The 13,283-nt window shown below is 72.2% G+C and carries 13 protein-coding genes; 10 read left to right on the top strand and 3 right to left on the bottom strand.

The window, feature by feature from the left end; genetic code table 11:
* Positions 1-234: 234 nt before the first annotated feature.
* The 3 genes from xseA (at position 235) to ABZ371_RS19295 (ending at position 2,731) form a co-directional block, all read left to right on the top strand.
* Positions 235-1,446 carry an exodeoxyribonuclease VII large subunit gene (xseA, locus tag ABZ371_RS19305; RefSeq protein ID WP_358680896.1) on the top strand — a complete coding sequence of 404 codons (1,212 nt, stop codon included), beginning with the start codon at positions 235-237 and terminating at the stop codon, positions 1,444-1,446.
* Between the two features lie 222 nt (positions 1,447-1,668).
* Positions 1,669-1,920, top strand: a complete 252-nt coding sequence (locus tag ABZ371_RS19300; RefSeq protein WP_358680893.1) for an exodeoxyribonuclease VII small subunit — start codon at positions 1,669-1,671, stop codon at positions 1,918-1,920.
* Positions 1,921-2,140: 220 nt separating this feature from the next.
* The gene (locus ABZ371_RS19295) at positions 2,141-2,731 is read left to right on the top strand and encodes a malonic semialdehyde reductase (protein WP_358680891.1); all 591 of its coding nucleotides are present in this window, start codon (positions 2,141-2,143) and stop codon (positions 2,729-2,731) included.
* Positions 2,732-2,898: 167 nt separating this feature from the next.
* Here ABZ371_RS19295 and ABZ371_RS19290 read toward each other — a convergent pair whose 3' ends face one another.
* Positions 2,899-3,420, bottom strand: a complete 522-nt coding sequence (locus tag ABZ371_RS19290) for a DUF4245 domain-containing protein (RefSeq protein ID WP_358680888.1) — start codon at positions 3,418-3,420, stop codon at positions 2,899-2,901.
* A gap of 144 nt (positions 3,421-3,564) precedes the next feature.
* Here ABZ371_RS19290 and glpX point away from each other — a divergent pair, with 144 nt between their 5' ends.
* Complete coding sequence (gene glpX / locus ABZ371_RS19285; protein ID WP_358680885.1) at positions 3,565-4,596, top strand: class II fructose-bisphosphatase; 1,032 nt, start codon at positions 3,565-3,567, stop codon at positions 4,594-4,596.
* Positions 4,597-4,854: 258 nt separating this feature from the next.
* Here glpX and ABZ371_RS19280 read toward each other — a convergent pair whose 3' ends face one another.
* Entirely contained in the window at positions 4,855-5,226 is a 372-nt protein-coding gene (locus ABZ371_RS19280; RefSeq protein WP_358680882.1) for a WhiB family transcriptional regulator, read from the bottom strand.
* 173 nt (positions 5,227-5,399) lie between these two features.
* The gene (locus ABZ371_RS19275) at positions 5,400-6,068 is read right to left on the bottom strand and encodes a DUF1707 domain-containing protein (protein ID WP_358680879.1); all 669 of its coding nucleotides are present in this window, start codon (positions 6,066-6,068) and stop codon (positions 5,400-5,402) included.
* 200 nt (positions 6,069-6,268) lie between these two features.
* Between ABZ371_RS19275 and ABZ371_RS19270 the strand changes: the two genes are divergently transcribed.
* From ABZ371_RS19270 to ABZ371_RS19245, 6 genes are all read left to right on the top strand, one after another.
* A complete protein-coding gene (locus ABZ371_RS19270) occupies positions 6,269-7,936 on the top strand; it encodes a fumarate hydratase (protein WP_358680876.1) in 1,668 nt (555 codons plus the stop codon).
* Positions 7,937-8,212: 276 nt separating this feature from the next.
* Entirely contained in the window at positions 8,213-8,710 is a 498-nt protein-coding gene (locus ABZ371_RS19265) for a SigE family RNA polymerase sigma factor (protein ID WP_358680873.1), read from the top strand.
* Positions 8,703-9,098, top strand: coding sequence for a hypothetical protein (locus ABZ371_RS19260; protein WP_358680870.1), 396 nt, complete (start codon positions 8,703-8,705; stop codon positions 9,096-9,098). Before ABZ371_RS19265 ends, ABZ371_RS19260 begins: the two co-directional genes overlap by 8 nt.
* A 63-nt stretch (positions 9,099-9,161) precedes the next feature.
* Complete coding sequence (locus tag ABZ371_RS19255) at positions 9,162-10,439, top strand: mannosyltransferase family protein (protein ID WP_358680899.1); 1,278 nt, start codon at positions 9,162-9,164, stop codon at positions 10,437-10,439.
* Between the two features lie 142 nt (positions 10,440-10,581).
* Entirely contained in the window at positions 10,582-11,985 is a 1,404-nt protein-coding gene (locus tag ABZ371_RS19250; protein ID WP_358680867.1) for a class II fumarate hydratase, read from the top strand.
* 76 nt (positions 11,986-12,061) lie between these two features.
* On the top strand, positions 12,062-12,751 hold the full coding sequence (locus tag ABZ371_RS19245; protein WP_358680864.1) for a DUF402 domain-containing protein: 690 nt from the start codon (positions 12,062-12,064) through the stop codon (positions 12,749-12,751).
* Positions 12,752-13,283 lie beyond the last annotated feature (532 nt).

The raw sequence follows: 13,283 nt of genomic DNA, 5'->3' as shown, positions 1-13,283 counted from the left end.
GTGGGCCTGTGCTGGGTGGGTGAGGGGATGGTGGTGCTGGCCCTCCTGTGGAGGCGGGGGGAGGCCTGAGAGCGGGGCGGGCGGGGGGCGGGGCGCGTGCGGGGCCGGTCGACCGGGGTGCGCGCCGGGTGACGGTGGCCGTACCCGGGGGGCCCGGCCCGTGCCGCGGGTGGGCGCGCCACGGGACCGGCGGAGCGACTCCGGATGTCGGCACCGGCCGATACGCTCCCCCGTATGGCTCTCACTACGTCCCCGGAAGCCCCGCTGCCCGTCGGCGACGTGTCACGGCTGATCGGGGGGTGGATCGACCGGCTGGGCGCGGTCTGGGTCGAGGGGCAGATCACCCAGCTGTCGCGGCGGCCGGGAGCCGGTGTGGTCTTCCTGACGCTCCGCGATCCCTCCCACGACATCTCGGTGAGCGTGACGTGCTTCCGGCAGGTCTTCGACCGGATCGCCGACGTGGTCACGGAGGGCGCGCGCGTCGTCGTCCTCGCCAAGCCCGAGTGGTACGCGCCGCGCGGGCAGCTGTCCCTGCGCGCCACGGAGATACGCCCGGTCGGCATCGGGGAGCTGCTGGTCCGGCTCGAGCAGCTGAAGAAGGCGCTGGCCGCCGAGGGCCTCTTCGCCCTGGACCGCAAGAAGCCGCTGCCGTTCCTGCCGCAGTTGATCGGGCTCGTGTCCGGCCGGGCGTCGGCGGCCGAGCGCGATGTCCTGGAGAACGCGCGCCGGCGCTGGCCCGCCGTGCGCTTCGAGGTGCGCAACACCGCCGTGCAGGGCGTGCACGCCGTCAGCCAGGTGGTGCAGGCGGTGCGGGAGCTCGACGAGCTGCCCGAGGTCGACGTGATCGTCGTCGCCCGGGGTGGCGGCAGCGTGGAGGACCTCCTGCCGTTCTCCGACGAAGAGCTGATCCGGGCGGTGGCCGCGTGCCGGACGCCCGTGGTGTCGGCCATCGGCCACGAGCCCGACTCCCCGCTGCTGGATCTGGTCGCCGACCTGCGGGCGTCGACACCGACGGACGCGGCGAAGAAGGTCGTGCCGGACGTGGGCGAGGAGCTCGACCGCGTACAGCAGCTCCGGGACCGTTCGCTGCGGACCCTCCGCGGGCTGATCGACCGGGAGGAGCGCGGTCTGGCCCACGCGCTGGGGAGGTCGTCGATGGAGCGGCCCCAGCGGATGGTGGACGAGCGGGAGGCGGAGATCGACGCCCTGACCGGGCGGAGCCGCCGGGTCCTGGGCCATCTGCTGGACCGCGCCGACTCCGAGCTCGCGCACACCCGGGCCCGGGTGGTGGCCCTCTCGCCCGCGGCCACGCTGGAGCGCGGCTACGCGGTGCTGCAACGGCCGGACGGTCACGTGGTGCGCTCCCCCGCGGACGCGGGGCCGTCAGGGGCGGAACTGCGGGCCCGGGTCTCCGAGGGCGAGTTCACGGTCCGGGTGGACGGGTGACGTGGGGAACCGCCGCGGTGGGCCGGTGACCGGGAGAGCCGGTGGCGCGGGACGAGCGGCAGCAGTCCTGGTCACAGCAGTCCTGGTTACAACAGTCCTGGTCGCAGGAGGCCCGGTGACCGGCACACGCACGTCACGGCGGCCCGGGTCGCGGCGGAGCGGTGACGTGGGGCGGGTGACGGGCGGGCGGGTCTGTCGGACCTCGCACATAGGGTGGATCCCATGACGGACGACGGGACGACGACGGCTGCCGCGACGGACACGCTCGGGTACGAGCAGGCGCGGGACGAGCTGATCGAGGTCGTGCGCCGCCTCGAAGCGGGCGGCACGACACTGGAGGAGTCGCTGGCCCTCTGGGAGCGGGGCGAGGAGCTGGCGAAGGTGTGCCGGCGGTGGCTCGAAGGCGCGCGCGCCCGGCTGGACGCGGCGCTGGCCCGTCCGGCGGAGGCTGCGGACGGCGGTGGCACGGACTGACCGGACCGGGCGCCGGCGAAGGACCCGCCGGCGGAGGACCGGGCGGCCCGTGAACGGCCGTGGGGCCGGGCGAGGACCGTGGGGCCGGCAAGAGCCCGGTAAGAGCCCTGTGGGCGTGTGCGGTGGATCACCGCTGACCCGTTTTAGTTGAAAGTTAACCTACTTCTCGGTTACGGTGATCTCGTCGCGCATCCCGTACGCCCGGAAGGCAGCTCCCCCGATGTCCCTCGTTCTTGACCCCGCCGCCCAGGACCTCCTCTTCCGCGAGGCCCGCACCGCCAACACGTTCACCGACGAGCCGGTGACCGACGAGCAGGTCCAGGCGATCTACGACCTGGTCAAGTTCGGCCCCACCGCCTTCAACCAGTCTCCGCTGCGTGTCGTCCTGGTCCGCACGGCCGAAGGGCGCGAGCGCCTCGTCAAGCACATGGCCGAGGGCAACCGGCCCAAGACCGCCGCCGCCCCGCTGGTCGCGCTCCTCGTCGCGGACCACGAGTTCCACGAGGAGCTCCCGGCCCTGCTGCCGCACTTCCCGCAGGCCAAGGACGCGTTCTTCTCGGAGCGCCCGGTCCGCGAGCAGTCCGCCCTCTTCAACGCCGCACTCCAGGCCGCTTACTTCATCATCGGCGTCCGTGCCGCCGGCCTCGCCGCCGGCCCGATGACCGGCTTCGACGCCGCGGGCATCGAGAAGGAGTTCCTGGACGGCGACCACAAGCTGCTCATGGCCGTCAACATCGGCAAGCCGGGCGACGACGCCTGGCTCCCGCGTCTTCCGCGGCTGTCCTACGACGAGGTCGTCACGACCGTCTGACCGTCGCAGCACGGAGAGAAGCCCCGCGGCGCTCGGCGCCGCGGGGCTTCTCCACGTGCAGGGGAAGTCCACGTACGGGTCCGTCCACGCACGGAAAAGTACGTGGACGGAAGAGTCCGGTGACAGAAGAGCACGTGGACGGAAGGACGGGAAGAAGGCGGGTTCGGTCAGGAACCCGTCTCGAGCGCCGCGGCCATCTCCACCAGGCGCTCCATCGGGGCCGAGCCCGTGACCACCGTGGTCGCGCCCTTGCCGTGCAGCACGAGGGCGTCGTACTTGGGACCCTCCCAGCGCTGCCAGGCCTCGCCGGCCACCTGCTGTGTGCGTCCGGTGTCCTCGGCCTGTTGGCTGACCTGGGGCACGTACTTCTGCGCCGGGTTCGTGGACTGCTCCACCGCCACGTAGCGGCCGTCCGGGTCGAGGAAGCCGAGGTGCCAGCCGGCGCCGTCGTGCCCCTCGTAGGAGACGGAGGTCGGCTTCCACCCCTTCGGCAGCCCGCCCGGGGCGGCCACCGGATACGGCGCGGCACGCCTGGCCGTCGCGAGCTCGACGCGGTAGTCGACGGCCTTGAGGGGGTCGGCCTTGTCGTCGTGCGGGATGAAGATGTAGACGACGCCCGCCACCGCGGTGATCACGAGCATCGACAGGAACATGTCCCGGACCGTCTGCTTGCCTCGCTTGCTTGCCACGGACCCAATGGTGGCACGGCGGGCGCCGGAACCAGCCAGCGGGGCGGCGCTCATACGTGACCCGCACTGCTCATTTTATCGACCTACCGATAGAGTCGCAGCACCCTCTTTTCCGGTCGTCGTCGTACAGAAAGGTGCGCTCCGATGTCCGAGCATCATCTGCCGTCCCAGCTCGAGGTCTCCCCGGAGGCCCCCGACCGCAACCTGGCCCTGGAGTTGGTCCGGGTCACCGAGGCCGCCGCGATGGCCGCCGGGCGCTGGGTCGGCCGCGGCGACAAGATCGGCGCCGACGGCGCCGCCGTGAAAGCCATGCGCACGCTCGTCTCCACCGTCTCGATGAACGGCATCGTCGTCATCGGTGAGGGTGAGAAGGACGAGGCCCCCATGCTGTTCAACGGCGAACGGGTCGGCGACGGCACCGGTGCCGAGGTCGACATCGCCGTCGACCCGATCGACGGCACCACGCTCAACGCCAAGGGCATGCCGAACGCGATCGCCGTGCTGGCCGCCGCGGACCACGGCGCCATGTTCGACCCGTCCGCCGTCTTCTACATGGACAAGCTGGTCACGGGCCCCGAGGCCGCCGACTTCGTCGACATCAACGCCCCGGTGTCGGTGAACATCCGGCGCGTCGCCAAGGCCAAGAGCTCCACCCCCGAGGACGTCACCGTCGTCATCCTCGACCGCCCCCGCCACGAGGGCATCGTCAGGGAGATCCGGGAGACCGGCGCCCGGATCAAGTTCATCTCCGACGGGGACGTCGCCGGGTCGATCATGGCGGCCCGCGAAGGGACCGGCGTCGACCTGCTCATGGGCATCGGCGGCACTCCCGAAGGCATCATCTCGGCGTGCGCCATAAAGTGCCTGGGCGGTGTCATCCAGGGCAAGCTCTGGCCCAAGGACGAGGCCGAGCGGCAGCGCGCACTGGACGCCGGGCACGACCTCGACCGGGTGCTGTCGACGGACGACCTCGTGAGCGGCGACAACGTCTTCTTCGTCGCCACCGGCATCACGGACGGCGAGCTGCTGCGCGGTGTGCGGTACCGCGCGGAGACGGCCACCACCGAGTCTCTGGTGATGCGCTCCAAGTCGGGCACGATCCGGAAGATCGACTCCACGCACCGGCTCTCGAAGCTGCGCGCCTACAGCGCGATCGACTTCGACCGCGCCCAGTAGGTGGGCCGGCGGAACGGCGGGGCTCTCGTGCGGACAGCCCCGCCGTTCCACCCACCGGGTGCCGGATACCGGGAGCGTGCGGGCCCCGATCAATGCGCGGACGATTGATGCGCGGGTAACGAGGGCCCGTCACCGTGTCCACAGCACCGGACGCGACATCCACACCACCGGGCGGCATCCACAGGATCCCGCGGAGCGGCCTTCGGGCACCGCCGCCGGCCTCCGGCGGCACAGCGGACCGTACGACCCCCGGCGGCGTCAGCCCGCAGCGGCTATCCGGTCCGACGGGGTCGCCGCCTTGAGCTCCATGTCGCGCCTGCGCCGACGGGCGAGCACCACCCGGCGCTCCGCGGCGGTCAGACCGCCCCACACGCCGTACGGCTCGGGCTGCACCAGTGCGTGTTCACGGCACTCCACCATGACCGGGCACCTGGCACAGACCTGTTTGGCGGCTTCCTCGCGGGACAGCCGGGCAGCAGTCGGCTCCTTCGACGGGGCGAAGAACAGCCCGGCCTCGTCCCGGCGGCACACCGCCTCCGCGTGCCAGGGCCCCGTCTGGTCCTCCCGCGCGGGGTTGCGCTGGGAAGGCACGGCGGCGACCTGCAGGGGCTGATGCGGCAGTTGCAGCACGGTCCACTCCTGACGACGGCTTGGGCTTCGTGAGCGAGAGGCGATGCAGCACTCCCTACCCGCTGTACGCACGCCTATGCACTGAGTGGTACCCACGTCGGCCGCCGCCACGGCCGCCGGGCCGCCTTCTGGCCTGAATGCGCCCGGACCGGCCGGAACGCGGCCGGGAGCCGTCAGCGGCCGAGGTGCTTGCGCAACTGGTCGTGGAGGTTGGCGATGAGCTTGCCCCGCTTGGGTTTCGCCTCGACGCTCCCGAAGACGGAATAACCGTTCACGACGACCACCGGGGCTTCCGGGTCGGTCGATTCCAGTGTGTCGACCTCGAAGTTGCCGAAGACGCCGGTGCCGGTGCCGCGCAGCGAGATGTTCTCCGGCACCTTGATCTCGACACTGCCGAAGATGGACGTCGCGTTGATGACCGTCAGACGCTGGCCGAAAAGAGCTTCGGTCAGATCGATCTCGACGCTGCCGAAGAGCGCGAAGGCGTTCGTCCGGCCCCCCACACGCCAACGCCCCCTGCGGGTCGAGCTGCTGAAGACGGCGACCAGGTTCTCGGCGGGGCCCCCGGGGGCGTCGGGACCGTACGCGTAGGGGGACGCCACCGGGCGGGCGGTTCGACCCGCCGGCAGGTCGCTCACCAGGGGCCCGAGCTCGCCCACCGTCTTGGCGCGGTAGACGAGGTCGATCCGCTCGGCGTGCTCCTCGGCGGTCAGTCTGCCTTCGGCCACGGCCTCTCGCAGGATGTCCGCGATCCGGTCGCGGTCCGCGTCCGACGCACGGATGCCGGCGGGCGCGGGACCGGCCGGAGCGACGGGCTGCTGGGGCTGCTTCTCGAGGTCCACCGGCCCAGCGTACCCAAACGCGATAGATCGCGACCAGTACCTCCACGGCCCCGCGTGGAATCCGGGCGCCCGACCAGCACTCCGGGCGCACGTGCGGGGTGAGCCCTACCTCACAGGCTCGGCGCGTCGCCGGCGTTCTACCCTGGGGCTGCGCCGGCCTAGGGAGGCCGGCCGCTGTCGCCGAGTGAGGAATGGCCGTAATGCCAGAGTTTGCGTACTCCGATCTGCTCCCTCTGGGAGAGGACACCACGCCGTACCGGCTGGTGACCGCCGAAGGCGTCTCGACCTTCGAGGCCGACGGCCGTACGTTCCTCAAGGTGGCTCCGGAGGCCCTGCGCACGCTCGCGGCCGAGGCCATGCACGACATCTCGCACTACCTGCGCCCGGCCCACCTGGCGCAGTTGCGGCGCATCGTGGACGACCCCGAGGCGTCGTCCAACGACAAGTTCGTCGCGCTGGACCTCCTGAAGAACGCGAACATCGCCGCCGCCGGTGTCCTGCCCATGTGCCAGGACACCGGCACGGCCATCGTCATGGGCAAGCGCGGACAGAACGTGCTCACCGAGGGCGGTGACGAGGAGGCCCTGTCCAGGGGCGTCTTCGACGCGTACACGAAGCTCAACCTCCGGTACTCGCAGATGGCCCCGCTGACCATGTGGGACGAGAAGAACACCGGCTCCAACCTCCCGGCCCAGATCGAGCTGTACGCCACCGACGGCGGCGCGTACAAGTTCCTCTTCATGGCGAAGGGCGGCGGCTCCGCCAACAAGTCGTTCCTCTTCCAGGAGACCAAGGCGGTCCTCAACGAGGCTTCCATGATGGCGTTCCTGGAGCAGAAGATCCGGTCGCTCGGCACGGCGGCCTGTCCGCCCTACCACCTGGCGATCGTCGTCGGCGGCACGTCGGCCGAGTTCGCGCTGAAGACCGCCAAGTACGCCTCCGCGCACTACCTGGACGAGCTGCCCGCCGAGGGCTCCCCGACCGGCCACGGCTTCCGGGACAAGGACCTGGAGCAGAAGGTCTTCGAGCTCACGCAGAAGATCGGCATCGGGGCGCAGTTCGGCGGCAAGTACTTCTGCCACGACGTGCGCGTGGTCCGGCTCCCCCGCCACGGGGCCTCGCTGCCCGTCGCCATCGCCGTGTCCTGCTCGGCGGACCGCCAGGCGACCGCGAAGATCACCGCCGAGGGCGTGTTCCTGGAGCAGTTGGAGAAGGATCCGGCGCGCTTCCTCCCGGACACCACCGACGAGCACCTCGACGAGGCCGGCGACGTGGTCGAGATCGACCTCAACCGGCCGATGGAGGAGATCCTGGCCGAGCTGACCAAGTACCCGGTCAAGACCCGGCTCTCGCTGACGGGCCCGCTGGTCGTGGCGCGCGACATCGCGCACGCCAAGATCAAGGAGCGGCTGGACGCGGGTGAGGAGATGCCGCAGTACCTCAAGGACCACCCGGTGTACTACGCGGGCCCGGCGAAGACGCCCGAGGGGTACGCCTCCGGGTCGTTCGGCCCGACGACGGCGGGCCGGATGGACAGTTACGTCGCGCAGTTCCAGGCGGCGGGCGGCTCGAAGGTGATGCTGGCCAAGGGCAACAGGTCCCAGCAGGTCACGGACGCCTGCGGGGCGCACGGCGGCTTCTACCTCGGTTCCATCGGCGGTCCGGCGGCGCGGCTCGCGCAGGACTGCATCAAGAAGGTCGAGGTCGTCGAGTACGAGGAGCTCGGCATGGAGGCGGTCTGGCGGATCGAGGTCGAGGACTTCCCGGCGTTCGTCGTGGTCGACGACAAGGGCAACGACTTCTTCACCGAGCCGGCGCCGGCCCCCACCTTCACCAGCATCCCGGTGCGCGGTCCCGGCCTCGGCTGACCGGTCGCAGACCCAGGGGCGTTCCGGCCGCGGGCCGGGACGCCCCTTCGGCGTGCCACCGGACGCCGGGCCCGCCCCTCCGGCGTGCCGGCCCGCTCCCTCCGCCTGTCGCCCCGCTCCCTCGGCACGGGTGCCGGGCTCCGGGCCGACCGGCGCGACGGGCCGACCACGCCCCGGCCAGTGACGGCCGTCACTCCTTTCGTTCGTACACCGTGTCGACCGGATGCCCCTCGCCGGGCGTATGCCTGGTGTAGCGAGAGATGCGGGGAGCAGTCCTTGACCGTCGAGGAGTTCGAAGAGTTCTACGCCCAGCGGGTGGGGCGCATCACGGGCCAGTTGTACGTGATGCTCGGTGACCTGCACGAGGCGCAGGACGTCGTGCAGGAGGCGTTCGTCCGGGGGTGGAACCGGCGGCGGCAGCTGGACCGGGACGGGCAGCCCGAGGCGTGGATCCGCACGGTGGCGTGGCGACTGGCGGTCAGCCGCTGGCGGACACGGCGGCGTTCGGCGGACGCGTGGACGCGCAGTGGCGCCCCGCCGGACGTCGACGGGCCGGGGCCGGAACGGGTGGCGCTGGTGGAGGCGCTGCGAGGGCTGCCGCCCCGGCAGCGCCGCACGCTGACCCTGCACTACCTGTGCGATCTCACGGTCGAGCAGATCGCGGGTGAGACGGGCCTGTCGGCGAGCACCGTCAAGACCCACCTGGTCCGCGGCCGGGCCGCGCTCGCTCACCGCCTGCAGGATCCGCGCATGGAGGAGGTCACCGGTGCCTGAGTCCCACGACCCGCTGCGATCGTTGTTCGAACAGGCGGCCGCCGTCGGGCAGTCCCACGCCGTCCCCGTCCCGGTGGCGCGGATCGCCGCACGCAGCCGGCGGGCGCACCGGCGGCGCCTGGCCGCACTCGCGGCCTGCTGCCTGGTCCTCGTGGCCGGGTCCGTGGCCACGTCGACGTCGCTGTCGAGCGCCCCGGCCCCCGTTGTGCCGGCGACCGGCACGTCGCACGGTCCGCCCCCGCCGGCTCCCGCGCCCACCACGAGCCTGCCGCCGTCGGGCGGCGGCACGGGCCCGTCGCAGACCCCCACCCGGCCGGCCGGCACACGTACGGCGGGCGGCTCGACCCCGCCGCCCACCGACGGGTCCACCACCGCCCCCACGCCCTGACTACCGGCCCGGCCACCGGGCCGCCCCGGCGTGCCCGCCCCCCTCGTGAGAGAGCAGCAGCAGATGCCCGCCACGTCGCCCGGACCGCGTGAGAGCGCGCCCGTGTCCTTCCACCCTCCCGCGACGCGGGCGCGGTTCCCGGTGTGCCCGTCGCCGGAGGGGAAGGCCGGGTGGCGCCGGTCGCCGCGGGAGCTCCTCGCCTCCCCGCCCCTGCGCCTGGACACCTCCGACCGTCAGGTCCTGTGGCTCTACCTGCTGACGCGCGCGGCCGTCTGGACCACCGCCTACTGTGCGCGGTGGCTGTTCCCGGCCGACCGGGGTGCCCGTCACGCCGGATCGGTCGCGTCGTCCTTCGAGCAGTGGGACTGGGGGCACTACCTGCACATAGCGAGAGACGGCTACTTCCCCGGGCAGGCGGGCCCCTGGACGGCCGGGTGGGACCATCGGGAGGCATTCTTCCCCGGCTTCCCGCTCGCGCTGCGGGCCGTCCACACCGTCGTGCCGCACTGGACCGCGGCCGGGCTGCTGATCTCCTTCGTCTCGGGGGCCGTCGCCGTCGTGGCACTGGCCCGTATCGCGCGGCTGCACCTGCCGGACGAAGGCGTGGGCCGGCGGGCGGCCCTGCTGTTCCTGTGCTCGCCGTGCGCGGTGTTCCTGGCCGCGGGTTACACCGAGTCCCTCTTCCTTGCCCTGGCCCTCCCCGCCTGGCTCGCCGCCCGGCGCCACCACTGGCCCCTGGCGGCCGTCCTGACGGCACTGGCGACGACGGTCCGCGTGAGCGGGCTGTTCCTCGCCGCCGCCCTCGCTCTCCACTTCCTGCTGTCGCCACCCGCGCACCGGCGCCCGCGCCACCTGCCGTGGCTGGCCCTGCCTGCCCTGCCCGCGATCGCCTACTCCGCCTACCTGTACACGCGTACCGGCGACTGGATGGCCTGGAAACACGCGCAGGAACTGGGCTGGTACCGCACCTTCCACAGCCCGTGGGAGGCGTGGGGCAACACGTGGGACGCCGCCTTCACGCACGCCCAGACCACCGGGTACGCCTTCATGTGCCAGGCCGAACTCGCCGCCATGGTGCTCGGGCTCCTCCTGTGCGGCCTGCTGGTGCGGCGACGGCGGGCGGCCGAGGCGCTGTACGTCGCACTCACCCTGTGGGCCCTGGGCACCTCCTACTGGTACACGTCCGTGCCCCGCGCCACCCTCCTGTGGTGGCCCCTGTGGATCACGCTGGCCGTGTGGAGCCTGCGCGACCCGCGCTTCCTGACCGCCTACCTGTGTGTGGTGGCGCCCCTGACGACCACGTTCGCCCTGGCCTTCCTGTCGGGGCGCTGGGCCGGCTGACGTCCCGGCCACCCCGTACCGCCGCGCGAACCGACGGGGCGCGCGGGCCCACGTGCCCCGCGGGGCCCCGGGGCTGGAGTACAAGGGAGGGGGAATACGACGGGCCAGGCCCGCGCTCGCTCCAGCAGGAGGTTTACCGACCATGGACGTATCCGCCGACAGCACCCGCTACCGCGTCGAGCACGACTCGATGGGAGAGGTGAGAGTACCCGCGCACGCCAAGTGGCGGGCCCAGACGCAGCGCGCGGTGGAGAACTTCCCCATCTCCGGCCGACGGCTGGAGCGCGCGCACATCGAGGCCCTCGGCCGGATCAAGGCCGCCGCCGCCAAGGTCAACGCCGAACTGAAGGTGCTGGACCCGGAGATCGCGGACGCGATCCAGGAGGCGGCCGCCGAGGTCGTCGACGGGCGGTGGGACGACCACTTCCCCATCGACGTGTTCCAGACGGGGTCCGGCACCTCGTCCAACATGAACACCAACGAGGTCGTCGCCACGCTCGCCACCGAGCGCCTGGGCCGGGAGGTCCACCCCAACGACCACGTCAACGCCTCCCAGTCGTCCAACGACGTCTTCCCCTCCTCCATCCACATCGCCGCGACCGCCGCCGTCACCGCGGACCTGATCCCCGCGCTGGAGCACCTGGCCGAGGTCCTGGAGCGGAAATCAGCCGAGTTCGCGGAGGTCGTGAAGTCCGGCCGCACGCATCTGATGGACGCCACACCCGTCACCCTCGGCCAGGAGTTCGGCGGTTACGCCGCGCAGGTCCGCTACGGCGTCGAGCGGCTGCGCGCCTCGCTCCCCCGCCTCGCGGAACTACCGCTGGGCGGTACGGCGGTGGGCACCGGGATCAACACGCCGCCGGGGTTCTCCGCCGCGGTGATCGCCGAGATCGCCCGCACGACCGGGCTGCCGCTCACCGAGGCCCGCAACCACTTCGAGGCCCAGGGGGCCCGGGACGGGCTCGTCGAGACGTCCGGGCAGCTGCGCACCGTGGCCGTCTCGCTCACGAAGATCTGCAACGACCTGCGCTGGATGGCCTCCGGTCCGCGCACCGGGCTGGCCGAGATCCGCCTGCCCGACCTCCAGCCCGGATCGTCGATCATGCCGGGGAAGGTGAATCCGGTCATTCCCGAGGCCGTCCTGATGGTCGCGGCACAGGTGACGGGGAACGACGCCACGGTCGCCGTGGCGGGCGCCGCCGGCAACTTCGAGCTCAACGTGATGCTCCCGGTCATCGGGAAGAACCTGCTGGAGTCGGTGCGGCTGCTGACGAACGCCGCGCGGCTGCTCGCCGACCGGACCGTCGACGGCGTCACCGCCGACGTGGAGCGGGCCCGCGCGTACGCGGAGTCCTCGCCCTCGGTCGTGACTCCGCTGAACAAGTACATCGGGTACGAGGAGGCGGCGAAGGTCGCGAAGAGGTCACTGGCCGAAGGAAGGACGATCCGGGAGACGGTGCTGGCCTCCGGGTACGTCGAGCGCGGCGACCTCACAGAGCGGCAACTCGACGAGGCGCTCGACGTGTTGCGTATGACCCGGCCGTGAACCCGTGCCGCGCGGGGCGGGGCTCCCGGGACGGCGGGACCGGCCCGATCCGGACGAAAGGCCCTAAGATCCTTTCATGACAGCCACGGACGCAGGGGCTACGGAAGCGGGAAACGGCGCGCGCTGGGCGCCGGGGGACCAGATCCTCTGGCGGTACCGGGGCAACGGCGGTGACGACACGGTGCACATCTGCCGGCCGGTCACCGTCGTGCAGGACACCGACGAACTGCTCGCCGTGTGGATGGCCTCGGGCACCGAGTGCGTGCGGCCGGTGCTGGCGGACGGCACCCAGGTGCACGCCGAGCCGCTCGCCACCCGCTACACGCGCCCGCGCACCACGGCCCGTTCCCGCTGGTTCGGCTCCGGCGTGCTCAAGCTCGCCCGGCCCGGCGAGCCCTGGTCGGTGTGGCTGTTCTGGGACCGCGGCTGGCTCTTCCGCAACTGGTACGTCAACCTCGAGGAGCCCCGCTCACGCTGGGCCGCGGGCATCGACTCCCAGGACCACTTCCTCGACATCGCCGTGCACCCCGACCGCAGTTGGGAGTGGCTGGACGAGGACGAGTTCGCCCAGGCGCAGCGGGTCGGCCTGATGGACCGGGACACCGCGCACCGGGTGCGGGCGGCGGGGCACGCCGCGATCGAGGTGATCCGCGCCTGGGGCTCTCCGTTCGCGGACGGCTGGGAGCACTGGCGGCCGGATCCGCGGTGGGGGGTTCCGAGACTGCCGGATGACTGGGACCGCCCCCCTGTCCACAGCCCGTCGTGAGACCCTTGGTGCGCCCCCGGGGGCAAACGTAGGATCATCCCGCGTGTGCCGCACCCCGGGTCGCACCCCCGCAACCTGGGGGCGCAGCAAGGGATCTGACCACAAGTCACCGTACACACCGCATGTGTCACACGGTCCACGGAGCCGGGTGACCCGTGCGGGCGAACGAACCACTACGAGGGGGTGGAGACGTGCGCGCTGCCCGCTGCCCCGTCGCCGGACCGGCCTGTGCCGGCCCGCCGCGGGACCGTCCTGTTTCGGCCCCGCGTCGCGGGCGATCCGGTGACAGCCGTTGTTCTCACCACGCTCGCCGGGGCACAGTGGCGCGAGCCCCCGAGGTGTCTGCGATCGCCTCATACAACCGGCCCGGACGGACGGAATCCCACGCGTGACGGAGCATCCCACCTCCCACGAAGGCCGGCAGCCCCTCGCCGCCCGGCCGCAGGAACGCGCCCGGCCGCGGCAGCAGGAGGGCGCGCCCGGCGCCGCTGTCCCGGCCTCCTCCGCCGGCGCCGCTGTCACCGCCTCGATC

The sequence above is a fragment of the Streptomyces sp. NPDC005899 genome (assembly GCF_040629645.1).
Lineage (GTDB): Bacteria > Actinomycetota > Actinomycetes > Streptomycetales > Streptomycetaceae > Streptomyces.
This window is presented reverse-complemented; position numbering and strand designations above follow the sequence as displayed.